Below are 24,000 nucleotides of genomic sequence, written 5' to 3'. Positions count from 1 at the left end.
GCTTTATTTATTCGTATGCACGGCATACACGTAAGTAAAACCCAGCAAATGCCATGATCGCGTGCATTTGCTGGGTTTTTTGCTTATTACGAGAGGTCAGTTTTTGATGAAAAGGAGGAGAGTCCTTGCTATCTTTTGTCTTCCGCAGATTTATCTCCATGATCGTGACGTTATGGCTCATCATTACCCTCACCTTTTTCCTGATGCATGCCGTTCCAGGATCTCCTTTTGAAAAAGAAGGAAAGGCACTAAACGAAGCTGTTGCTGCGAACCTCAATGCCTACTACAACCTGGATAAGCCACTACTCGTCCAATACGGATTGTACTTGCAAAAGCTGGTGCAGTTTGACCTTGGGCCATCGATTGCCAACAGCTCGGATACGGTCAACAAAATGATCGCCCGTGGATTTCCCGTTTCTTTTCAACTCGGACTGATTTCTGTTGTCTTTGCGATCGTCACCGGTATCGCGCTCGGTGTGATCGCCGCGCTGCGACATAATCGTCTCATTGATTATCTTGCCATGATTATTGCGGTTATTGGGATATCTGTTCCCAGCTTTGTTGTCGCCTCCTTATTAATCAAATATTTGGCGGTCGAATGGAAGCTGTTGCCGACCGCAACGTGGGGGACTTGGCAGCATGTAATTATGCCAGCTCTTGCATTGGCGTTTGGTCCGATTGCGATTATCGCTCGTTTGACTCGTACCAACATGCTGGAAGTGTTGACTCAGGAATACATTGAAACCGCTCGTGCAAAAGGGCTGTCTCCAGCGACGATCGTGTTGAAGCACGCACTTCGTAATGCGATTTTGCCTGTCGTTACGCTACTAGGCGCATTGATTGCCAACGTTTTAACGGGAAGCTTTGTGATTGAAAAAATATTTGCGATTCCTGGGATGGGGAAATATTTCGTCGCTGGCATTAATAACCGCGACTATTCCGTCATTATGGGAACGACAGTCTTCTATAGCGCACTTTTGATTTTCCTAATGTTTGTCGTCGATGTACTGTATGGCATCATTGATCCACGAATTAAGCTGCATCGAAAGGAGAGCGAAGGATGATCGTTTCTGATGATTTATTTGTCCCCATGCGAAAAGACAACCTCAATGCGGAAGCGATTGTGCGACCTCAACTGACGTTTTGGCAAGAAGCTTGGCTTCGCCTGAGAGGAAACAAGCTGGCTCTGATGGGGTTGGTGGTGATTATCTTGCTTGGGGTTATGGCTACGATTGGACCGCTGATCTCTGGTCATGAATACGCCAAACAGTCGATCATTATGAAAAATAAACCGCCATCGGAAGCGAACTGGTTTGGTACTGATGATTTTGGCCGCGATGTGTTCACTCGTGTTTGGTATGGTGCGCGCATTTCCCTGTTTGTGGGTTTGACAGCAGCACTTATCGATTTTTTCATTGGTGTCTTGTATGGAGGAATTGCCGGATATTTAGGCGGGCGAATCGATAACATCATGATGCGCTTCGTCGACATTTTGTACGGACTTCCTTATTTGTTGGTTGTGATTTTGCTGATGGTCGTTATGGGGCCAGGACTTTTAACCATTATTATCGCGTTGAGTGCGACAGGCTGGATTGGGATGGCCCGGACTGTGCGCGGACAGGTTCTGCAAATGAAAAACTCCGAGTACGTACTGGCGGCAAAAACAATGGGGGCAAAGCCTTTCTACATCATTCGCAAGCACCTGCTGCCCAACACAATTGGCATCATCATTGTATATGTCACGTTATCTGTTCCATCTGCGATTTTTGCAGAGGCGTTCCTGAGCTTCCTCGGTCTCGGCATCCAAGCACCGATGGCAAGCTGGGGGGTAATGGCGAACGATGGACTCCCAACCATTTTGTCCGGCCATTGGTGGCGGCTCTTTTTCCCTGCTTTCCTCATCTCGCTGACGATGCTCGCGTTCAACGTGCTCGGTGATGGTTTGCGCGATGCGTTCGATCCGAAGTCAAGGAGGTAGGCAACATGGATAAAACGGAAAAGCTGCTGGAAGTCAGTGGGCTTCGGGTCACATTCAAGACGCATGGCGGTGAAGTGAACGCCGTTCGGGACGTGAACTTTACCTTGAACAAAGGGGAGACACTGGCGATTGTTGGTGAATCCGGATGTGGGAAAAGCGTGACTGCAAGGAGCATTATGCGTCTGATCCCGGAGCATATCGGAAAAATCGCGGGTGGAAGCATTCATTTTAAAGGGCAGGACCTGGCAAAGCTGCCGGAAAAGCAGATGCGCGAGCTGCGTGGAAAAGAAATCTCCATGATCTTTCAAGATGCGATGACGTCGCTCAACCCGACCATCACCATTGGTGAGCAGATTATGGAAGGAATCATTCGCCATCAAAAGGTCGCCAGAAGCGAAGCCAAGCGGCAAGCTATTGAAATTCTCACCTTGGTCGGAATAGCCAATCCAGAAAGTCGTCTCAAGCAGTACTTACACCAGTTCAGTGGTGGGATGCGCCAACGAATCATGATTGCGATTGCGCTTGTCTGTAAGCCGTCTATTCTGATTGCGGATGAGCCTACGACAGCGTTGGATGTAACGATTCAGGCGCAAATCATCGCGCTGTTCAAAAGCATTCAGCAAAAGACGGGAGTCTCGATCATTATTATCACGCATGACTTGGGAGTCGTCGCCAAGATTGCGCATCGGGTCAACGTCATGTATGCCGGAAAAGTGGTAGAGTCCGGACCTGTTCGCGACATTTTTTACAACCCGCAGCATCCGTACACCAAAGGCTTGCTGGCGTCGATGCCTCGTCTGGATGCGGACCGCTCCATTCCGCTCAGCCCAATACCTGGAACACCCCCGGATTTGTTCAGCCCGCCAATTGGCTGTGCCTTCGCTGCGCGCTGTGACTACGCGTTGGAAGTATGTCGGAATTACCAGCCTGCGGAGACCCATGTCCACAGCAAACACGCGGTTTCCTGCTGGTTGCAGGACCCGAGGGCGAAGAAGTTGCTTGCGTCGATGCAACCGCCAACGGGAACTTGATTCATAGCTTTGGAGGGCAGTGCATTCGTGTAAAAGAGGGTGTCGTTGACGGCGCTATCCTTTTACGACATACAAAAAATAAGGGGGAAGAAACAGTGAAAAAACTATCAACATTGTTGCTGACGGCTACGCTGGGTGTGTCCATGCTCATAGCTGGATGTACGTCGGGTCAACCAGCTGCACCGAGTGAGCCTGCACCAGGCAACACGGCTCAGCCAAACGCTCCTACGCCGGGCGATCAAGCGGCAAAGCTCCTGTTGCTGAATAATATCAAGGAACCGACATCATTGGATCCGCCGATTGGCTTCGATGAGCCGTCCTATAACATTTTGAACAACTTGATGGAGGGCTTGACTCGCCTGGATGAAAATCAAAAGCCTCAACCAGCTGCCGCTTCCGAATGGACAATCTCCGAGGATGGAAAAACCTACACTTTTACCCTGCGTGAAAATAAATGGTCCAATGGTGAACCGGTAAAGGCTCAGGACTTCGAATTCGCGTGGAAACGCATGCTTGATCCTGCACTGGCATCTCCGGCAGCATCCCTCGCGTACATTATTGAGGGAGCGGAGGCATATAACAGCGGTAAAGGACCAGCGGATGGCGTAAAAGTAAAAGCGGTGGACGACAAAACACTAGAGGTCGTGCTCGCTCAACCAGCTTCCTGGACGCTCCTGTTGGCATCCAACCCAGCTTTCTTCCCTGTACACAAAGCAACTGTAGAAAAAGACCCGAAATGGGCAGCAGAAGCAGCAAGCTTTGTTGGAAACGGACCTTTCAAGCTGACAGAGTGGGCGCATGACAGTGAACTGAAAATGATGAAGAGCGATACGTACTGGGATGCAGCTAATGTAACCCTGCCTGGCGCTGTTTGGAAAATGATTGATGACGAGAATACCGAGTATCAAATGTTTACGAACGAGGAGCTGCACAGAACGACAACCGTTCCGGCAGACATGGCAGACCAATTGTTCAAAGAAGGCAAAGTATTCGTGCGTGATGGAGCAGGTACAGAGTTCTATCGTTTCAACGTAACGAAGGAGCCGTTTGATAACGCCAATATTCGTAAAGCCTTTAGCTTGGCGATTGACCGTAAGACACTGGTCGATCTGGTGCTGATGCGTCAACAAAAGCCGGGAACAGGCTTCGTTTCTTATGGTTTGCCTGATGCCAACGGTGAAGGACAATTCCGTGAAGTAGGCGGAGAATTGGTGAACTTCAACCCAGATGAAGCGAAGAAGCTCCTGGAACAAGGAATGAAAGAAAAAGGCTACACAAAGCTGCCAGAGGTTACACTTACCTACCGCAGCGGAACGGCTAACGAAAAAACGGCACAAGCCGCGCAAGAAATGTGGAAGCAGACGCTCGGTGTAGATGTGAAGCTGCAAAAGGTAGAAGGAAAAGTTTTGACGGATATGCAAAAGCAGTTGCAGTATCAAATTGCTCGTTCTTCCTGGTTGCCTGACTTCGGTGATGCGATCAACTTCCTCGATATTTTCCAATCGAAGGCAGCAAGCAATCGTACGGGCTGGAGCAATGCGCAATTCGACAAGCTGATCCAAGACGCATACAAGGAGCCAGACGATGTAAAACGTCTGAAGCTGCTGCATGATGCAGAAAAAATCTTGGTGGATGAAGCGCCAATCGCACCGCTTTATTTCTATAACACTTCCTTGCTATCAAGCGACAAAGTAAGTGGTATACAAAGCTCTTCACTGAGCTACACAGACCTGAGAAAAGCTGTCGTGAAGTAAGAAGGAGTAAGTTGGGAGAAGTCATTTCAGGCGGGTGGAATGACTCTCCCCCTTTTTTGCTAGAATTTTTAATAGTGCTATAATTTAGTATGTCTATTAGAAAAAACACAAGGAAAGAAAGCACGAGTGCTGGAGAAGATGGAGGAAAACATGATTATTCAAGCCATCGAAGTAAAACGAATATCTGTTCCATTGAAAAAGCCTTTTAAAACGGCTTTGCGAACGGTGCATAGTCTGGAATCGATTCTGGTGAAAATCACCTGCGACAACGGTATGGTCGGGTGGGGCGAAGCTTCGGCTACGGTCGTCATTACCGGAGACAGCATCGAAAGCATTGAGTCGGCGATTATGAATACGATGAGACCTCAGCTCATCGGCTTGAATTTGCTTGCCTATGAACGGGTTTTCCAAACCTTGCACCAATCCATGGTAGGAAATACGAGTGCGAAGGCAGCGGTGGACATTGCGTTGTACGATCTCATTTCTCAGCGCGCAGGAATGCCGTTGTATCAATTCCTCGGTGGCTACCGTGACCAATTGGAGACGGATTATACCGTCAGCGTGAACTCCCCCAAGGAAATGGGCGAGGATGCGGCCGCCTATCTCAAGCAAGGCTTTCATGTACTGAAAATCAAGGTCGGCAAGGACAATATCGAGGATGACATTTTGCGCATCCAGGAAATTCGCAAATCCGTGGGCAATCAGGTGAAGATTCGTCTTGATGCCAACCAGGGATGGAATGTAAAAGAAGCGATCCAATCCATTCGCAAAATGGAGGACATGGGTCTTGGCATCGAACTCATTGAGCAGCCTGTAAAAGCCCATGATTTAGAAGGTTTGAAGCGGGTAACAGATTCAGTCGATACGCCAATCATGGCTGACGAGAGTGTGTTTTCACCAGCGCAGGCCCTGCAGGTTTTGCAAAACCGTGCGGCTGACATGATTAATATCAAGCTGATGAAGGCTGGCGGCATTTACAAAGCACAATTAATCAACCAATTGGCTGAAGAACACGGTATTCCATGCATGGTTGGCAGCATGATCGAATCGCGTCTGGCTGTATCAGCAGCTGCTCATTTTGCAGCCAGCAAGAAAAACATCACACGCTTTGATTTTGATGCGCCGTTGATGCTTTTGCACGATGGTATAGAAGGTGGCGTAACGTACGAGGGCCGCTTGATGCGCATGCCAGAAGAGTCTGGGCTCGGTATTCGTTCCGTCAGCCTGTGGGAGGGGGAGAATTAAGATGAAATCTGCCATTGTTTCTGTCTCTGTCGCCACTGTGTGGACCAAGCCGGAGTCGCCGCGTGATATTGACCAAGTAGCGCTCCAATCCCCGGTAGATGCACGAAGCTGGCTCGCTTCCCTTACTGTTGAGGAGAAGCTCGGTTTTTACGACAATAACGCGATTCAAACCCAAGCGTTGTACGGTACACGCGTAGAGGTAGTGGAGGAGCAAGGGGAATGGTCACATATTCTGATTCCTGATCAGACTACGAACAAAAGCGCAACAGGCTATCCCGGCTGGGTTCCGTCTCGTCAGCTAGCACCGTGGTCAGATGCCTTTGAGGTACAGCAAGGCCAAAAGCTGGCGATGGTCACGGCGGCGTTTACCCATCTACACACAGCCGACAAGAAGCCAGACATGGAGCTTGCCTTTTTGACCAAACTGCCGCTGATCGAGGAAGCCGCAGACTGGGTAACGGTAGCGACACCGAGCGGCACAGGACTTTTGCCAAAAGCAGACGTCCAAATCTTCAAGGCAAACGAGCCCATCGAGCTTTCCGGAAATCGTGGAGAGGCAATCGTAGAAGCGGGCAAGCGATTCCTCAACCTGCATTATTTATGGGGCGGTATGTCCTCTTACGGGTATGACTGCTCAGGATTTGCGTACAACATGCACCGATCTGTCGGTCTCCAGATTCCGCGTGATGCATCTGATCAGGCAAAAGCTGGACAGCTCGTGGAAAAAGAAGCTTTGCTTCCGGGCGATCTGCTGTTTTTTGCCCATGAAGAGGGGAAAGGCAGAGTCCATCATGTGGGCATTTACATGGGGAATGGGGAAATGATTCATTCTCCGGATTCGCGAAGTGCCATCGAGATCGTCAAGCTGGATGGCTACAAGCTCGAAAAGGAACATTGCGTCTCCAGACGATACTGGTAAACGGATAACGGGGAGGAGTGGCCAGGTGCAACGAAAGAAGCTGGTCCAGGTAAAGAACCTGACAAAAACCTTTACGTTGGGTAAAGGTCTCTCACTTACGGCAGCGGACAATGTTTCCTTTGATATATACGAGGGGGAAACGTTTGGACTGGTAGGGGAATCTGGCTGCGGCAAATCGACCACAGGCCGTACAATCATCGGATTGTATCAACCGACGACAGGGGAGGTCATTTTTGACGGGCAAAACGTCCATCAGGCATCATCTGCTGAGCGGAGCAAGCTGACACGCCATATGCAAATGATTTTTCAGGATCCGTATGCTTCTCTGAACCCCCGAATGAACATTGCGGAAATCATTTCAGAGGGCCTGCATCTTAATGGGCTATATAAAGGGAAGGAACGAATGAAACGTGTAATCGAGCTGTTGGAGATGGTTGGTTTGCAAAAAGAGCATGCCAACCGTTTCCCGCACGAGTTCAGTGGTGGTCAGCGACAGCGGATAGGGATTGCGCGGGCGCTTGCCGTCAATCCTACCTTCATCATTGCCGATGAGCCGATTTCGGCACTCGATGTTTCCGTTCAGGCACAGGTCGTGAATTTAATGAAGAAATTGCAGCAGGAACAAAAGCTGACGTATTTGTTTATCGCGCATGATTTGGCGATGGTTAAGCACATCAGTGACCGTATTGGCGTCATGTACCTGGGCAATATGGTCGAGATGACTGCCAGTGAAATCCTTTACGAATCACCAAAGCATCCTTACACGCAGGCGTTGTTGTCGGCCATTCCTGTCCCCGATCCCGATTTGGAGAAAAGCCGTGAGCGCACTATTATCGAAGGTGACGTTCCGAGCCCGATCAATCCACCTAGCGGCTGTGTGTTCCGTACGCGCTGTCCGGTAGCCAAAGCAGTATGCGCCGAAAAGAAGCCTATCTGGCAGGAAGTAGACACCAACCACTTCGTCTCCTGTCACTTGTATCAGTAGTCTTCGATTTTATCAGAAGATTCGACACTGTCTTTTTGCCATCCTTGGTTATTAGGAATGGCTTTTTCTTCATAAACTCTTAATTCTATCGCATGAAAGGGCTTTCATCAACTGTTTGCAGAGGAGAACTGTTAATATTCTGTAAACTGGCAGGAATCGAACGGGTTTTGTCGAAATACGGATACAGTAAAACATTCCGTGACTCACCTACTTCATCGTGATCTTCCATTCCAGAGAAGTGAGGGTTGCATATGACTCTGAGTACCTCCTCGTTCCATTCAACTCCCCGTCGTTGGCGGGAAGTGGAGACACAGTTGGGAATTGTTGTCCCTCGATCGCTTCGATCGGACACTTCGGCTCTACTGTTTTTGGAAAGCGTCGCTGCAACACCCATGTTGGACAAAGAAGAAGAGCTTGCTTGCCTGATTCGCTATCAAAGGGATGGCGATCTTGAAGCACGTGAAACGATTGTGCGCGCCTATTTACGATACGTAGTTAGTACTGCTTTGCGCCATTTGAAAAGAGGGATGCCGTTCCTGGATTTGATTCAGGAGGGCACGATAGGTTTGTTTACCGCGATTGAAAAATTTGATGTGGGACGAGGCGTGCGTCTCTATCATTACTCGCACTGGTGGATCTCTCAAGCGATCACCCGTGCCATCAACGACAAAGCAACTTTGATTCGCATTCCTGTCCACATGCATGAGCAGATTCGCCAGTATCAGAAGCAAGTACTACATCTCGTCCATGCTTTGAACCGGACGCCAGATCGGCAGGAGATTGCCGTACTCTTGGATATTCCATTAGAAAAGGTGGAGGCCATCGAACTGGCTCTCATGATGAAGATGGAATCCATCGACGCTGAGCTGGATAGTGAGAAATGGCAAGCTTGGCATGAAGACGAGAGCTTGAGCTACGCAGAAATCATGGATGATGGGTTGTCCTCGCTGGATGACTGGATTGAAAAGGTAGACCTTCGCTCGCAAATGCGCGCTGCGTTGGAGCGACTTAGTCCCCGCGCGCAAGAAATTATCTCCATGCGTTATGGCCTCTATGATGATCAAGTGTATACCTTGGAGGAAGTGGGGAAAATGTTTGGTCTCACCCGCGAGCGTATTCGCCAGATTGAAGCGACGACGATTGACCGATTGCGAACGCAAAAAGCTTCACACGTATTAAAAGATTATTTAACCTAACATAGGATTTGGTTATTTCGGCCCCTCTTCGTACAGAGGGGTTTTTTCTGTCAGAAATGGTCGAATTCTCAAAGTGTCAGACTCACAGCGGGAGAAGCGTAGTCTTTTTCTCCTTGTGGTAAACTGGTAAGATAGCTTCATGATTTTTTCGCTATTTTAAAGAAGGAGTTCGAAAAGGAGGATCGCTATATGGGCGATTATATGATAAGAGCAACGGGTTTTAATGGGCATGTTCGTGCATTTGCCGCACGCACGACAGAATCTGTCGAAGATATGCGTCGTCGTCACGACATGTGGAATACAGCGACAGCAGCAGCGGGACGTACGCTGACTATTACCTTGATGATGGGGGCTATGTTAAAAGGAAACGAGAGCCTCCATGTCAAAGTAAAAGGAGGCGGACCAATCGGGCAGATCATGGCGGAAGCAAACGCACATGGTGAAGGAATCGCGTATGTATCCAACCCGCATGTCCACTTTGAGCTAAACGATAAAGGCAAGCTCGATGTAGCGCGTGCAGTGGGAACAGACGGGTTTGTGTACGTAACGAAAGATCTCGGTCTCAAGGAGCCGTATCAAGGCAGTGCGCCGATCGTCTCTGGTGAGATTGGGGAAGATTTCACTTATTATTTTGTGATGTCCGAGCAAACGCCTTCAGCAGTAGGTGTGGGTGTACTGGTGAATCCTGAAGACCGTTCTGTTTTGGCTGCGGGTGGATTTATTCTCCAGCTGTTGCCAAATACGCCTGAAGAGGTTGTGGCAGCAATTGAAGAGCGTTTGGGACAGCTTCCACAGGTTTCTCGCATGATTGGCGAAGGTTTGACTCCTGAAGAGATTTTGGCCCGCGTATTGGATGATCCAAAAATCCTGAGCCGCACGGAGATTCAATTTAGCTGCAAATGTACAGCGGATAAGGTAGTTCAGGCACTGATCAGCATGGGACGCGAAGAAATGGAAGGTCTGATTGAGGAACAGGGCGAAGCAGAAGTACACTGTCATTTCTGTAATGAACGTTACCATTATGACAGATCCGCGTTGGAAGACATCCTGAAAGACATGTAAGCGCGGCGTCAAGTAGGGGAGTGTTGGCATGACCAACGTAAAAGGGTTGTGGGCATTCATTGGGGCGCTTGTATTGTTGCTGCTTGCCGTTACCTGGGCATGGTACCAGGCATCAGGCAAGCTGCAGCCTGCCGCCATCGTAGGGGATAAGACGATTAGCAACGACGAGTATGTAACGGCGCTGAAGCAAAAGTTCGGTAAGCAAGTGCTAAACGACATGATTAACCGGGAAGTCGTTTTTCAAGAGGCGAAGAGATCCGGTATCACGGTTGATCCGAAGCAGCTGGAGCAAGAGCTTTCCCAGATTCGTGACAGTTACGGCAGTCGGACAGACAGTGAGTTTGAGGCTGCGCTGTTAAAACAAGCGGGGACGACCGTGGAAGCCCTGAAGCAGGAGATTTCTTACCAAATCCTGTTGCAAACCCTGGCAACGAAGGACATGACCATCAAGGATGAAGAGATATTAAAGGTCTATAATAGTCGATCTGACCGTTATACCCGACCGATGCAGATGCGTTTAGGGCAAATCGTCGTGGCTTCACAAAAAGAAGCGGAACAAGTTTTGGCTGATTTAAAAAACGGGGCCGACTTTCAGACGATTGCCAAAGAGCGTTCGATTGATGCGGATACAGCGGTGAATGGCGGCGATGTAGGCTGGGTTTCCATCAAGGATAATCGATTGCCTGACGAGGCGAAGCCCATTGTAGAAAAGCTGGAGAAAGACAAATATAGCGAAGCGATCAAAATAGAAGATCAATACGTCATTTACCAACTGATAGAGCGCAGGGAAGCCAGTCAACGGACGTTTGAAGAGGTAAAAGATGAGCTGCGCCGAGAAATCGCATTTGCCCAGGTCGAGTCGCTGGATGTCGTGCTGGAGCGATTGCGAAAATCGGTAGGGGTCCAGATTTCTGGGCAAATGCCTCATTGACCAAATAGGCTACCGTTGATATAATTATGTCAATAAATCCTAGCGTTTTACTCGGTTATGAAAAATAGGAGGGGCAGAACATATGCGCGTGGCTAATTCCATTACCGATTTGATTGGATTTACTCCGCTTGTAAAGCTGAATCGTGTTGTCACCGAAGATATTGCAGACATTTACTTGAAGCTGGAGTTCTTCAACCCGGGAAGCAGTGTAAAAGACCGAATTGCGTTGTCGATGATTGAGGCAGCAGAGGCAGATGGAAGTCTGAAACCGGGTGATACCATCATTGAACCTACGAGCGGAAATACCGGTATTGGACTCGCGATGGTTGCTGCTGCAAAAGGATATCGTGCTATTCTGGTCATGCCAGAGACGATGAGTATGGAACGCCGCAATCTATTGCGTGCATATGGTGCGGAGCTGGTTCTCACACCAGGCAGCGAAGGGATGGGCGGAGCGATTCGCAAAGCGGAAGAGCTGGCGAAAGAAGATAGCTCGTATTTCATTCCGCAGCAATTTAAAAACCTAGCAAACCCGGCCATTCACCGTGAGACGACTGCCCGTGAGCTGTTAGATCAAGCGAAGGAAATCGGCGGCGTAGATGCGTTTATTTCCGGTATCGGTACAGGCGGAACGATTACGGGTGTAGGGCAGGTTCTGCGCGAACACTATCCGAATGTACAAATCGTGGCTGTTGAACCTGCGGCTTCGCCAGTTTTGTCTGGCGGCAAACCAGGTCCACATAAGATCCAAGGGATCGGGGCTGGCTTTGTCCCAGAAATTCTCGATACACAAATTTACGACGAAATCATTAAGGTAGAAAACGAGGACGCTTTTGAAACCGCGCGTCGTGTTGCTCGTCAGGAAGGTATTCTCGGCGGTATTTCTTCTGGAGCAGCGATTCATGCGGCTCTGCAAGTAGCAGCGAAGCTCGGCAAAGGCAAAAAAGTGATCGCTATCATTCCTTCGAATGGGGAGCGTTATTTGTCCACGCCTCTGTATCAGTTCGAAGATTAATTGGAAAAAAATACCGCAAGACCACGGAGCGCCATGTTGGCTACGTGGTCTTTTCTTTTTGTATCAGGCAACTATATAATGAACGGATAAATAGTGAAAACCGGAGCGTGAAGAGGAAGAATGTTCCCTACCTTTGCTGATTGCCAGACGTATGCCTTATCTTATTCGTTGGTTCCCCTAGCCCTGCGTAAACCGTGGTCTTCGACGATTGATCCGTGGCAGGTGCTCACAAAACTACAGCCTTCCCTGCAAAATGCTGTCCTGTTGGAAAGTGGACGAGCTGGGCGGTATACCTTTTTGGCATATGAGCCTATCGCTACGCTGCGCAGTCAGCGAGGAGAAACCATCATTTCGTACCCGGAAGGAAAAATCGAGAGCATAGAGACTCACAACCCATTGAATGCTTTACGAGAGCTGCTATCTCGTTACCGTACGCCTGCGCTTCCAGGTATGCCGGATTTTTCCGGAGGGGCTGTAGGCTATATCAGCTATGAGATGAACCGCTTTTTTGAGCCCCGCTTGCCACAGATAGCGACTGACGACTTACAGTTGCCAGACCTGTATGTTATGATAATGCAAGACCTTCTTGTCTTTGATCATGAGACCCGAGAGATAATTTGCCTGACGCATTTGAACGCGGACAATTTGACCGAAGAGAGCTATCGACAAGCAGGACTCCAGCTGGAAAAACGGATGGACTCGATTGCTTCATTTGCGATGGATCACGATGAGACAGATTGGGAAGCTTTGCGCAAAAGACCGCTTGCCAAGCTGGTCCCAGCGTCAGTATCCTTTGCCAAAGACCAATTCGAGAATGCTGTTCGCCGGGTGCAGGAGTACATTGCCCAAGGGGATGTTTTTCAGGTCAATCTGTCGGTACGGCAAAGCAAGCCGGTGCAGGTGACAGCCCCAGAAGTGTACGATGTGCTTCGCAAGCTGAATCCGTCTCCATATATGGGCTATCTGAGCTTTCCTGAATTTCAATTGGTTAGTGCCTCGCCAGAGCTACTTGTAAAGGTAAAAGGCAAGGAAGTGCATACGCGTCCGATCGCTGGTACACGTCCGCGCGGATTAACGGACGAGCAAGACGATGCGTTGGCACGTGAGCTGATTGATAATGAAAAGGAACGCGCAGAGCATGTCATGCTGGTTGATTTGGAACGCAATGACATGGGCCGCGTCTGTCGCTTTGGCAGTGTGGAGGTCAGCGAATTCATGGTCGTGGAGAAATATTCCCACGTCATGCACATCGTCTCCCACGTCAAAGGAGAGCTGGCAGCTGGCAAGGATGCGCTTGATGCGATCGAGGCGACTTTTCCGGGAGGGACGATCACCGGAGCGCCCAAGGTTCGCACGATGGAAATCATCGAAGAGCTTGAGCCAGTCAAGCGAGGCGTCTATACGGGGTCAATCGGCTGGTTTGGCTTCAATGGCGATATCGAGGTCAACATTGCCATCCGCACTATGGTGATCAAGGATGGCGTAGCTCATGTGCAGGCGGGAGCGGGTATCGTGATTGACTCGGTTCCAGAGGCTGAGTATGCCGAGTCATTGAAAAAGGCAGAAGCGTTGTGGAAAGCGCTTGAGTTGAGCGAGCAGAGAACGATGAGTTGAGAGGAGATGAGTGTACGATGATTTTGATGATTGATAACTACGATTCCTTTACCTACAATTTGGTGCAGTATGTGGGAGAGCTTGGGGAAGAGCTGCAAGTGTATCGCAATGACAAAATTACACTGGAAGAAATCGAGCGATTGGCACCAGATTATTTGATGGTGTCTCCAGGGCCGTGCACACCAAATGAAGCGGGGATCAGCATGGATGCGATCCGCCATTTTGCCGGAAAAATTCCGATTATGGGTGTTTGCTTGGGCCATCAGTCCATTGGGCAAGTGTTTGGCGGAAAAGTCATTCGGGCCGAGCGCTTGATGCACGGAAAAACGTCGGAAGTTTTCCATGACGGCAAAACTATCTTTCAGGACATCCCTTCCCCTTTTACAGCGGCACGCTATCATTCCTTGATTATTGAGGAAGCGTCCATTCCGAGTGAGCTGGAAGTAACCGCCCGGACAGCGGAAGGCGAAATTATGGCTGTGCGCCATCGGGAGTACCCAATCGAAGGTGTCCAGTTCCACCCTGAATCGATTATTACCGAGCACGGCAAGCAATTGCTGAAGAACTTCCTTACTGCATACGCGCGCCATACGACAGGTTAACACATAGAGACGACAGGAAAACCGCCTTTTTTCGAGGGCGGTTTTTTATTTACATACTCTTTATACAACATTCATGGTTCCTCGATATACGGCTTGTACAATGAAACAGAAGAAGGCAAAAAAGGAGAGATAGTAAATGGATGTAAATCGTCGACAGTTTTTGACTTATCTCGGTGTAGGGACAGCGGCGTTGGCTTCGGTAGCAACAGGAATTCCTGCTCTGGCAGCTGGTAATACCCTATCAGGAAAAACAGCCGACCATCTGTTTGGTCTCGATACAAAAAAACATAACTTCAATCCAAAATTCAAAGAAATTCATCCGACTACGAAAGACGATGTTGTGCTGCCGGACGGCTTCAAATACGATGTAGTGGCTTCCTATGGCGATAAAATCAATGCAGCAGGAGATACCTTCGGATTCAACAATGACTTCACCTGTTTCCTGCCAATCGAAGGCAAGTCCGATCATGGCCTCCTTTGGGTGAATCACGAATATTTAGGTGAGTTGGAATATTACGTGAATGGCTATGACTATCTGAATGCAGATGAAGATGACAACAAACGTACCCCTGAGCAAATCAAGAAGTACTTGTATGCACTGGGCGGTTCCGTTATTGAAATCAAAAAAGAAAATGGCAGCTGGAAGCTTGTTTCTGATTCCGAATATGGCCGTCGGGTAAGCGGACTGACCAAGCATGTGTTGACTGGCCCAGCAGCTTCTATTGCTAAAGAAGTAACCGGAACATTTGCAAACTGCTCTGGCGGCGTGACGATGTGGAATACAATTCTTTCCTGCGAGGAAAACTACATGGACGTCGTCGGTGATTGCAAGCTGCCTGAAGCCGAGCATTATGGCTGGGTTGTTGAGGTTGATCCATTTGATCCGAAATCGACTCCGAAAAAGCATACAGCACTGGGCAGATTCTCCCACGAAAACACGGCGATGGTTCTGGCTCCATCTGGACAATTGGTCGTTTACATGGGGGATGATGCGAAGGACCAATACGTGTACAAGTATGTATCTAAAGGCAAGTACGATCCGAAGGTAGGGAAAAACAATTCCAAACTGCTGGAAGAGGGTACACTGTACGTTGCCAACTTCGGTAAGGGCAAGTGGATTGCGTTGGATTTCGCAACAAACGAAGCACTGAAAAAGGCAGTCGATGCAGATGGCAAACCGATGTTTGCTTCTCAGGCTGATGTGCTTCTCAACTGCCGAGATGCATCCAAAGCAGTAGGGGCTACCCCGATGGATCGCCCAGAAGACCTGGAAGTGCATCCGATTGATGGTTCCGTCTTCATTGCCTTGACCAACAACGACAAGCATGGAAACTTCTACGGACAAATCGTTCGCCTGTTCGAGAATGACAACAACCATGCAGGCTTGGAGTTTACGTTTGAGATTTTTGCAGCAGGTGGACCACAAAGCGGTTTTGCGGCGCCAGACAACATGGCTTTCGACAGCGCGGGTAACCTGTGGGTCGTGACAGATATCTCGTCCTCGTCAATGAACAGCGGTATTTATAAATCCTTTGGAAACAATGGGGTGTTTTTCATTCCAACAACGGGTAACAGCAAGGGAGAAGCCGCACAATTCGCGTCTGCACCAGTAGGCGCTGAAATGACAGGCCCTTGGTTCACCCCTGATGAAAAAACACTGTTCCTGGCGGTGCAGCATCCAGGTGAAAACCTGAAGTCGTATGACAAGCCGACCAGCCACTGGCCTAAAGGCGGAAATGCAGTAGCCATGCCGAGCGTGATTGCTATTACAGGTTTCTAGGACAAGGAGTGTAACAGATTATGCTGTCGAGCATCGGTATTCCTGGATTAATTCTGATCCTGATCATTGCTTTGGTGATTTTCGGGCCGAGTAAACTGCCAGAGATCGGTCGTGCTTTTGGACGAACCTTGACCGAATTTAAAACCGCAGCAAAAGATTTGACTAAAGACGATGATGAAAAAGAGAAGGCTCCAGAAGAAGCGTTGAAACGAATCAACTAATCCAGCCTGAGAGGAGGCGGTGCGTACACGAGACGCACTGCCTTTTTTCCGCGCATGAGGAGGAGTTAGAGTGAGCAAAGAGATGCCTATACTTGAGCATGTTACAGACATGCGCCGCAGAATTTTGCTTGTGCTGTCTGTCCTGGTTGTCAGTATGGTTATCTGCTTTTTGTTTGTGGACCATATTTATTTGGCGTTAGCGAATCATTCAGGGGAAAAGCTGGCGATTCTTGGGCCGGGAGATATCCTATCGATCTATGTGAAGTTGTCCGCAGTCGGTGCGCTTGCAATAACAATCCCGGTTGCCGCGTATCAAGTTTGGCGCTTCGTGGTGCCCGCATTGGAAGAACGAGAGCGAAAAGTGGCGCTCATGTATATCCCGGCTCTATTCCTGTTGTTTATTTTCGGGCTTTCCTTCGCCTACTTTGTGCTCTTTCCTATGATGTACAAATTTGTACTGGGGCTATCCAACGGGAATTTTGAACTGGTCATTACAGCGAACGATTATTTCACCTTTATGCTCAATCTGTGTCTGCCGTTTGGGTTGCTTTTTGAACTGCCAGTTATCGTTTTATTTTTGAGTCATTTGGGGATTCTCAACCCGCATCGCTTGGCTAAAATGCGCAAACCCGCCTATTTGGTGCTCGCGATTATCTCGATTACCATTACGCCGCCTGATTTTCTTTCCGATATTATGGTAATTGTGCCACTCATCGTTTTATATGAAATCTCCATTACTATCTCGCGTTTCGTACATGGCAAACGTGTGCAGGAGACAGCGGTTTCCTCGGAAAATATGATATGATGCTCTCGACTATATAATCGGGAGAGAGCGAAGATGCACGTTTATGTTAACGGGACGATATGTCCAGCTCACGAGGCTACAGTATCAGTATTGGACCACGGTTTTTTATACGGCATTGGTCTGTTTGAAACGTTACGTGTATATGACCGCAAGCTATTTTTATGGAATGACCATTACGCCCGGCTCTGTTCCGGGCTTTTGGCGTTGCAGATTCACCCTGCTTGGACCAAGGAAGAATTGGCTGAAGCCATTATGCAGACAATAGATGCCAATGATTTGCGTGATGCCTATGTCCGCTTGAGTATTACGGCTGGCGCAGAAGGAGTGGGCTTGGTAGCAGGGGGGTACGAGCGTCCGTCCTTATTTGTATTTGCCAAACCCGTAGCTCCTTTAGCAGTACCTCCTTCGCCAAAACGGTTGCAGACATTGGCGTTGGCAAGACAGACAGCAGAAGGCCAGCAGCGCTTTAAATCGCATAATTACTTAAACAATGCCCTTGCTCGACAAGAACTCGGCGCACGTCCAGATGTGGAGGGTCTGTTTTTGACGCATGATGGCTTCGTGGCAGAAGGAATTGTGAGCAATGTGTTCTGGGTCAAGAACGGCAGGTTGTTTACCCCTTCTATTGATACGGGCATTCTTGATGGTGTGACGAGGCGACATGTTTTGACTTTGGCACAGCAATTATCGATGCCTGTCGAAGAAGGTCGGTATCGCTTGGAAGAACTGCTCAACGCCGATGAAGTCTTTACGACAAATTCCGTGCAAGAGATCGTTCCGATTACCGAAATTGACGGGCAATCCGTTCCTTCGACATATGGTACATATTCGTGCGAACTGCACCGCGCCTACCGTCAGTCTGTAGCGGCTAGCGAGTAAATTATGGTATGCTACTATTCAATGTGCGAAGACGGAAAAAGGGAGTTTGGTCATGAAATACAATTCATTTCGAATCCATGCTGCGACCTTCGCTGAGATGGTATCGGAGCTTGTCAAAAGGGGAGTTCCTGTTCCTGAAGCCGAACGCATGACGGAAGCGGGGACGAGCCTGAAGATTCACACGGAAAACATGAGTGTGGCAACAGCACAGAGTGTGAGAGAGATTATGCACTCTTTCGAAGCGGAAGCAGTTATCTCAGACCAACCAGGTACTGCCGATAAAAAATACGTGCTGCTGTTGGCTTCACACAAGAAGATGGATTTGGCGTTGGATTATATGAAAACCCAAACGGAAGAACTGCGAGCGTTGGCGGCAGAGGTACGGGAAGTTTTAGCTATGCCTGCCAAGCTTCGTGCGCGCCGCGGACTGAACTGTGGCCAGTATGTCCTGCCATTGGGAGAGCGTACGCTAGTCATGGGTATTTTGAATGTGACACCTGATTCGTTCTCGGATGGCGGTCGCTATGTCGATGTGGAGGCAGCACTGGCACAAGCGCGTGCAATGGTTGAGGCAGGAGCTGACCTGATTGATATCGGGGGAGAATCGACACGTCCGGGGTCGGAAGCAGTCGATGAGGCGACGGAGCTGGACAGAGTGCTGCCAGTCATTCGGCTACTTTCGCAGGAATTATCTGTTCCGCTTTCCATCGACACGTACAAAGCGGCAGTTGCAGAACGCGCCATTTTAGAAGGGGCACATATCATTAATGATGTATGGGGAGCGAAGCGTGATCCGCGGATGGCAGAGGTAGCTGCTCGTCTCGATGTACCCATTATCCTGATGCACAATCGCGAAGACACGGACTATCACGATTTTTTCCCAAACTATATCAAAGACCTGCGTGAGTCAGTACAGATCGTCTTGCAGGCGGGGGTAAAACAGGAGCAAATCATTCTTGATCCGGGGATCGGGTTTGTAAAGACTGTCGAGCAAAATCTCGAAACGATGCGCAGGCTGGATGATCTGGTAGGGTTGGGCTACCCCGTTCTGCTCGCTACTTCACGCAAGCGGATGATCGGTCATGTTCTCGACTTGCCTGTAGATGAACGTGTTGAAGGTACGGCAGCGACAGTTGCTCTCGGGGCGGCAAAAGGCTGTCATATGGTACGGGTGCATGACGTCAAAGAAATGAAGCGCGTTACGAAGATGATGGATGCGATGCTAAAAGGGGGCATTTAACCTTGGATAAAATCTACTTCAATGGTATGTCTTTTTACGGATATCATGGTGTGTTTGGAGCAGAGGCTGAACTGGGCCAACGGTTTTATGTCGATTTGGAGCTATCGCTCGATTTATCCAAAGCCGGAGCAAGTGACGATCTTCACGATACAGTCAATTACGCCGATATCTTTACTTGTGTGCAAAAAATTGTCGAGGGTGAACGATTTCATCTGGTCGAAAAACTGACTGCTGTGATAGCAGAACGTCTATTGGAGCAATTCCCTTTGCATGAAGTCAAAGCAAAAGTAACCAAGCCAAATCCGCCGATCAATGGGCATTACGAGTCGGTTGCGATTGAGATGATCCGTAGAAGAGAGGATTTTGCTTCATGACAGTTTGTGCGTATTTAGCGCTAGGCTCCAATCTCGGGGATCGGGCGCAGAACTTGCGCCGGGCGATACAGAGATTGAATGAGCAACCTGGAATTCGCGTCCTTCGTGTCTCCTCTGTTTATGAGACGGATCCATTTGGTTACGTCGAACAAGACGCATTTCTGAATATGGCGATCGCTGTGGAAACAGAACAGACCCCAGATCAGCTGCTAGAGACGGCGTTGTCAGTAGAGCGAGAGCTGGGTCGTGTGCGAACAGTTCGATGGGGACCGCGCACGATTGATATTGACTTACTGTTGTACGGGACATCTCGTGTTTCGCAAGACAATCTCATGATTCCTCATCCCGGGCTGAGCGAGCGTGCTTTTGTACTCGTGCCGCTTCGAGACGTTTGGGAAGGCGGCGTTTTACCTGAGCATAACCAAACCATTGATCATTATCTTTCCTTATTGGTAGAAGATCACAAGGGGGTACGTGAGTGGGGAGCAATCAACTGGGAAATCGAATCCGGTCCTTCCGAAAGCTAAAAGGGTATACACAACAGTCCCTTTCGGAAAAGATGGGAGTGTCACTGTCGTTTGTTGGATCGCTAGAGAGAGGAACTCGTACGCCAACAGAGCCTGTATTACGCAAGATCGCCAGCACTTTACAGGTAGACTACGATGAATTATGTGCTATAAATAAGTGATGTAATGAAGTTTGGATAGGATTGTCCTCTCCAAGACCCCGACTAATCGGGAATAAGGAGGCGAAAATAGATGAAAATCGGCAATATCGAATTAAAGAACAACGTAGTTCTCGCTCCAATGGCAGGTGTCTGTAATCCTGCTTTTCGTCTGATTGCCAAGGAGTTCGGTACTGGATTGGTTTGCGCCGAGATGGTAAGCGACAAGGGCATTGTGCACGGAAACAAAAAAACGATGGATATGCTGTTTGTCGACGAACGCGAAAAACCACTAAGCTTGCAGATTTTTGGCGGAGACAAGGAAACCTTGGTGAGTGCGGCGAAATATGTAGACCAGCATACGAACGCGGATATCATTGATATCAACATGGGCTGTCCTGTGCCGAAAATTACGAGCTGTGATGCAGGTGCGCGTCTGTTGCTCGATCCAGATAAAATCTACGAAGTCGTATCTGCTGTAGTCGATGCGGTCGACAAGCCGGTTACCGTGAAGATGAGATTGGGCTGGGACGAAGATCATCTGTACGTACTGGATAACGCCAAGGCGGTAGAACGTGCAGGTGGCAAAGCGATTGCCGTTCATGGACGCACCCGCGTACAAATGTACAAAGGGAAAGCGGACTGGGACTGGATCCGTCGGGTGAAGGAAACCGTTTCGATCCCGGTGATTGGAAACGGGGATGTGGCTACTCCTGAGGATGCGAGACGCATGCTGGATACAACGGGTTGCGATGGTGTTATGATTGGACGTGCTGCTCTCGGAAATCCGTGGATGCTGTATCGCACCATTCAATACCTGACGACGGGCGAGCTTGGTCCAGAGCCAACCGCACGTGAAAAGATGAATATTTGTTTATTGCATGCAGAGCGTTTAATCGCTCTGAAGGGTCCGAGAGTGGGGGTCCTTGAGATGCGCAAGCACGCGGCGTATTACTTGAAAGGCTTGAAGGGCTCGACGCACACGAAAAATCTCGTAAATGCGGTTGAGACAGAAGAGGAGCTTCGCAGCGTCCTCATGAACTATGTCGACTGGATTGAAAACTACGCAGATGACAGCGAAGAACCGCTGGAAACAGAACGTGACGAGGCTGTCAGCTACTAAAATTGGTGGTTCATTCCAGACATTGACAAGGGTTCCTTCATATCCTATAATACTCCGTAATATTGGGAGCCGAGCTGCCAGTCCACACTGGCAGCTTTACCTTTGAACCTCAAAGACGATTGCATTCTGCTGTATATTGTATAGAACATCTACATATAATCCTTTGTACTTTACCCAGTATAAATGGAATCATTTTTTAAAACGGGGGAATTGAACCATGTCTGAAAAAGAAGTCATCCTTACACCAGAAGGTTTAACGAAGCTGGAACAAGAGCTTGAAGATTTGAAAACGGTTAAACGCAAGGAAGTAGCTGCTCGTATTAAAGAAGCGATTAGCTTTGGAGATATCAGTGAGAACTCTGAATATGAAGAGGCAAAGAATGAGCAAGCGTTCATCGAAGGCCGCATTCTGACACTGGAAAAAATGCTGCGTAATGCCCGCATCATCACAAATGAAGATGTAGATACAGGTGTTGTAAGCGTTGGTTCCCGTGTGAAGCTGAAAGACCTCGAGTTCGGTGATGTTGTCGATTACACGATTGTAGGTTCTGCTGAATCCGATCCGATGAACAACAAGATTTCCAACGAGTCCCCGGTAGGTCAAGCGCTCCTCGGCAAAGCAAAAGGCGCGATTGTTGACGTAAACGTACCGGCAGGAGTCATTCAGTACGAGATTCTTGATATTAACCTGTAAGCAGTCGATCTATGGCGTACCTTTTGCGAGGTACGCCGTATCGCTATTATAAAAGTCTGTACAAAATTGTTAATGCAGGCATTTTCTAGAGGAGTGAGTAAAATGGCAAACGAGCAAGACCTACAGCAAGAAGAACAGCAACAGGAAGGGCTCCACGAGCTACTTCAAGTGCGTCACGACAAAATGAATCAGTTGCGTGAGTGGGGCTTTGATCCGTTCGGTAAAAAATTCGAGCAAACGCATCATGCTGCAGATATAACGAAAGCTTTTAGCGAAAAGAGCAAGGAAGAGCTGGAAGCGGAAGAGAACGTGGTTACGATTGCAGGCCGTTTGATGGCGAAACGTGGAATGGGTAAGGCGAGCTTTGCTCAACTGCTGGATCGTTCCGGTCAAATTCAAATCTACGTCCGTCAGGATACTGTTGGCGAAGAACTGAGCAAAGTATTTGATTTGGCTGATATCGGTGACATGATCGGTGTAACTGGTGTTGTTTTCAAAACAAAAACCGGCGAGCTTAGTGTAAAAGCAAAGGAACTATCCTACCTGACCAAATCACTGCGTCCACTGCCTGAGAAATACCATGGTCTCAAAGATATCGAGACTCGCTACCGTAAGCGTTACGTGGATTTGATTGTGAATCCAGAAGTTCGCGACACGTTCATTACGCGTAGCCGCATTCTGACTTCGATGCGTCGTTATTTGGACAACCTGGGCTATCTGGAAGTAGAAACACCTACACTCCATGCGATTGCCGGTGGTGCATCTGCTCGTCCATTTATCACGCATCACAATGCATTGGATATGCAGCTATATATGCGTATTGCAATTGAGCTGCACTTGAAACGTCTGATTGTCGGTGGCCTGGAAAAGGTGTATGAGATCGGTCGCGTATACCGCAATGAAGGTATCTCTACTCGTCACAACCCTGAGTTCACGATGATTGAGCTGTACGAAGCATATGCCGACTACCAGGACATCATGAGCCTGACTGAAGAAATGGTTGCTCATATTGCACAGGAAGTATTGGGCACTATGAAAATTCAATACCAAGGCAATGAGATTGACCTGACACCAAAATGGCGCCGTGTACACATGGTAGATTTGATTAAGGAAAATCTCGGTGTCGATTTCTGGAAGGAAATGAGCGACGATGAAGCGCGTGCTTTGGCAAAAGAGCATGGCGTATCCGTTGAGCCTCACCATACGTTCGGACATGTAGTGAATGAATTCTTTGAGCAAAAGCTGGAGCATACGTTGATTCAGCCTACCTTTGTTTATGGTCACCCTGTGGCGATTTCGCCATTGGCGAAGAAAAATGACCAGGATCCGCGATTCACGGATCGTTTTGAGTTGTTTATCGTAGCTCGTGAGCATGCTAATGCATTTACAGAGCTCAATGATCCAATTGACCAGCGCGAACGTTTTGAAGCACAGCTCTTGGAAAAAGAAGCTGGTAACGACGAAGCGCATGATATGGACGACGATTTCATTGAAGCGCTGGAGTACGGTATGCCGCCAACTGGAGGATTAGGAATCGGAATCGACCGTCTGGTAATGCTGTTGACCAACTCTCCTTCTATTCGCGACGTACTGCTGTTCCCTCATATGCGTAACCGCGACTAGTCTAGCAGAATAAAACCATCTGAGAAAAACTCAGGTGGTTTTATTTTTTTACTTGCACTTAAAAAGGTTAAGTGTTATATTAATACCTGTTCTTCTTTTTTACTTAATCGATCACAAAAATGATGTGAAAATAGTTCTTGCTTTTCCTTCAAGGAATGTGATAGATTAATGAGGTCGCTGAAAAACACGTTAAAAAAACTTGTTGACACGACTTGGACAACCTGATAAGATAAAGAGGTTGTTGTGAAAATGCTCTTTGAAAACT

General features: G+C 48.5%; 24 protein-coding genes. All 24 read left to right on the top strand.

Annotated elements, in window-relative coordinates; genetic code table 11:
- Nucleotides 1-125: 125 nt before the first annotated feature.
- The 24 genes from C7R94_RS24735 to lysS all read left to right on the top strand — a co-directional run bounded on the left by C7R94_RS24735 (nt 126) and on the right by lysS (nt 23,735).
- Nucleotides 126-1,064, top strand: a complete 939-nt coding sequence (locus C7R94_RS24735) for an ABC transporter permease (RefSeq protein WP_047074807.1) — start codon at nt 126-128, stop codon at nt 1,062-1,064.
- Nucleotides 1,061-1,978: an ABC transporter permease gene (locus C7R94_RS24730; protein ID WP_106785352.1), complete on the top strand. Its 918-nt coding sequence runs from the start codon at nt 1,061-1,063 to the stop codon at nt 1,976-1,978. The genes C7R94_RS24735 and C7R94_RS24730 overlap by 4 nt, the downstream gene beginning before the upstream one ends.
- A 5-nt stretch (nt 1,979-1,983) precedes the next feature.
- Nucleotides 1,984-3,009 (top strand): ABC transporter ATP-binding protein, encoded by a 1,026-nt coding sequence (locus tag C7R94_RS24725; RefSeq protein ID WP_106785351.1) that lies wholly within the window; start codon nt 1,984-1,986, stop codon nt 3,007-3,009.
- Nucleotides 3,010-3,104: 95 nt separating this feature from the next.
- Entirely contained in the window at nt 3,105-4,763 is a 1,659-nt protein-coding gene (locus tag C7R94_RS24720) for a peptide ABC transporter substrate-binding protein (RefSeq protein ID WP_106785350.1), read from the top strand.
- 150 nt (nt 4,764-4,913) lie between these two features.
- Nucleotides 4,914-6,008 carry a dipeptide epimerase gene (locus tag C7R94_RS24715; protein WP_106785371.1) on the top strand — a complete coding sequence of 365 codons (1,095 nt, stop codon included), beginning with the start codon at nt 4,914-4,916 and terminating at the stop codon, nt 6,006-6,008.
- Nucleotide 6,009: 1 nt separating this feature from the next.
- The gene (locus C7R94_RS24710; RefSeq protein WP_106785349.1) at nt 6,010-6,927 is read left to right on the top strand and encodes a C40 family peptidase; all 918 of its coding nucleotides are present in this window, start codon (nt 6,010-6,012) and stop codon (nt 6,925-6,927) included.
- A 25-nt stretch (nt 6,928-6,952) separates the two neighbouring features.
- Entirely contained in the window at nt 6,953-7,912 is a 960-nt protein-coding gene (locus C7R94_RS24705) for an ABC transporter ATP-binding protein (protein WP_106785348.1), read from the top strand.
- 251 nt (nt 7,913-8,163) lie between these two features.
- Nucleotides 8,164-9,108: a sigma-70 family RNA polymerase sigma factor gene (locus C7R94_RS24700; RefSeq protein WP_047074793.1), complete on the top strand. Its 945-nt coding sequence runs from the start codon at nt 8,164-8,166 to the stop codon at nt 9,106-9,108.
- Nucleotides 9,109-9,297: 189 nt separating this feature from the next.
- On the top strand, nt 9,298-10,170 hold the full coding sequence (gene hslO / locus C7R94_RS24695) for an Hsp33 family molecular chaperone HslO (RefSeq protein WP_106785347.1): 873 nt from the start codon (nt 9,298-9,300) through the stop codon (nt 10,168-10,170).
- A gap of 28 nt (nt 10,171-10,198) precedes the next feature.
- Nucleotides 10,199-11,101 carry a peptidyl-prolyl cis-trans isomerase gene (locus C7R94_RS24690; protein ID WP_047074789.1) on the top strand — a complete coding sequence of 301 codons (903 nt, stop codon included), beginning with the start codon at nt 10,199-10,201 and terminating at the stop codon, nt 11,099-11,101.
- Between the two features lie 82 nt (nt 11,102-11,183).
- Complete coding sequence (gene cysK / locus C7R94_RS24685; RefSeq protein ID WP_047074787.1) at nt 11,184-12,116, top strand: cysteine synthase A; 933 nt, start codon at nt 11,184-11,186, stop codon at nt 12,114-12,116.
- A gap of 120 nt (nt 12,117-12,236) precedes the next feature.
- Nucleotides 12,237-13,730 (top strand): anthranilate synthase component I family protein, encoded by a 1,494-nt coding sequence (locus C7R94_RS24680; RefSeq protein WP_106785346.1) that lies wholly within the window; start codon nt 12,237-12,239, stop codon nt 13,728-13,730.
- A gap of 17 nt (nt 13,731-13,747) precedes the next feature.
- On the top strand, nt 13,748-14,332 hold the full coding sequence (gene pabA, locus C7R94_RS24675; RefSeq protein WP_012683942.1) for an aminodeoxychorismate/anthranilate synthase component II: 585 nt from the start codon (nt 13,748-13,750) through the stop codon (nt 14,330-14,332).
- 136 nt (nt 14,333-14,468) lie between these two features.
- Nucleotides 14,469-16,112 carry a PhoX family protein gene (locus tag C7R94_RS24670; RefSeq protein WP_106785345.1) on the top strand — a complete coding sequence of 548 codons (1,644 nt, stop codon included), beginning with the start codon at nt 14,469-14,471 and terminating at the stop codon, nt 16,110-16,112.
- Nucleotides 16,113-16,132: 20 nt separating this feature from the next.
- Nucleotides 16,133-16,333 carry a twin-arginine translocase TatA/TatE family subunit gene (gene tatA, locus C7R94_RS24665; protein WP_017247013.1) on the top strand — a complete coding sequence of 67 codons (201 nt, stop codon included), beginning with the start codon at nt 16,133-16,135 and terminating at the stop codon, nt 16,331-16,333.
- A 70-nt stretch (nt 16,334-16,403) separates the two neighbouring features.
- On the top strand, nt 16,404-17,138 hold the full coding sequence (gene tatC / locus C7R94_RS24660; protein ID WP_047074782.1) for a twin-arginine translocase subunit TatC: 735 nt from the start codon (nt 16,404-16,406) through the stop codon (nt 17,136-17,138).
- A gap of 33 nt (nt 17,139-17,171) precedes the next feature.
- Nucleotides 17,172-18,017, top strand: coding sequence for an aminodeoxychorismate lyase (gene pabC / locus C7R94_RS24655; protein WP_106785344.1), 846 nt, complete (start codon nt 17,172-17,174; stop codon nt 18,015-18,017).
- Nucleotides 18,018-18,069: 52 nt separating this feature from the next.
- Nucleotides 18,070-19,257 carry a dihydropteroate synthase gene (gene folP / locus C7R94_RS24650; RefSeq protein ID WP_197238006.1) on the top strand — a complete coding sequence of 396 codons (1,188 nt, stop codon included), beginning with the start codon at nt 18,070-18,072 and terminating at the stop codon, nt 19,255-19,257.
- Nucleotides 19,258-19,259: 2 nt separating this feature from the next.
- A complete protein-coding gene (gene folB, locus C7R94_RS24645; protein WP_064203224.1) occupies nt 19,260-19,631 on the top strand; it encodes a dihydroneopterin aldolase in 372 nt (123 codons plus the stop codon).
- Nucleotides 19,628-20,158, top strand: a complete 531-nt coding sequence (gene folK, locus C7R94_RS24640) for a 2-amino-4-hydroxy-6-hydroxymethyldihydropteridine diphosphokinase (protein ID WP_106656090.1) — start codon at nt 19,628-19,630, stop codon at nt 20,156-20,158. Before folB ends, folK begins: the two co-directional genes overlap by 4 nt.
- A complete protein-coding gene (locus tag C7R94_RS24635) occupies nt 20,110-20,319 on the top strand; it encodes a helix-turn-helix domain-containing protein (protein WP_047074774.1) in 210 nt (69 codons plus the stop codon). Before folK ends, C7R94_RS24635 begins: the two co-directional genes overlap by 49 nt.
- Before the next feature lie 70 nt (nt 20,320-20,389).
- Nucleotides 20,390-21,418 carry a tRNA dihydrouridine synthase DusB gene (dusB, locus tag C7R94_RS24630; RefSeq protein ID WP_047074772.1) on the top strand — a complete coding sequence of 343 codons (1,029 nt, stop codon included), beginning with the start codon at nt 20,390-20,392 and terminating at the stop codon, nt 21,416-21,418.
- A gap of 217 nt (nt 21,419-21,635) precedes the next feature.
- A complete protein-coding gene (gene greA / locus C7R94_RS24625) occupies nt 21,636-22,112 on the top strand; it encodes a transcription elongation factor GreA (protein WP_047074771.1) in 477 nt (158 codons plus the stop codon).
- Nucleotides 22,113-22,214: 102 nt separating this feature from the next.
- Nucleotides 22,215-23,735 (top strand): lysine--tRNA ligase, encoded by a 1,521-nt coding sequence (lysS, locus tag C7R94_RS24620; protein WP_012683951.1) that lies wholly within the window; start codon nt 22,215-22,217, stop codon nt 23,733-23,735.
- Nucleotides 23,736-24,000: the final 265 nt, after the last annotated feature.

Source organism: Brevibacillus sp. NRRL NRS-603 (assembly GCF_003013445.1).
Taxonomy (GTDB): Bacteria; Bacillota; Bacilli; order Brevibacillales; family Brevibacillaceae; genus Brevibacillus; species Brevibacillus formosus.
This window is presented reverse-complemented; position numbering and strand designations above follow the sequence as displayed.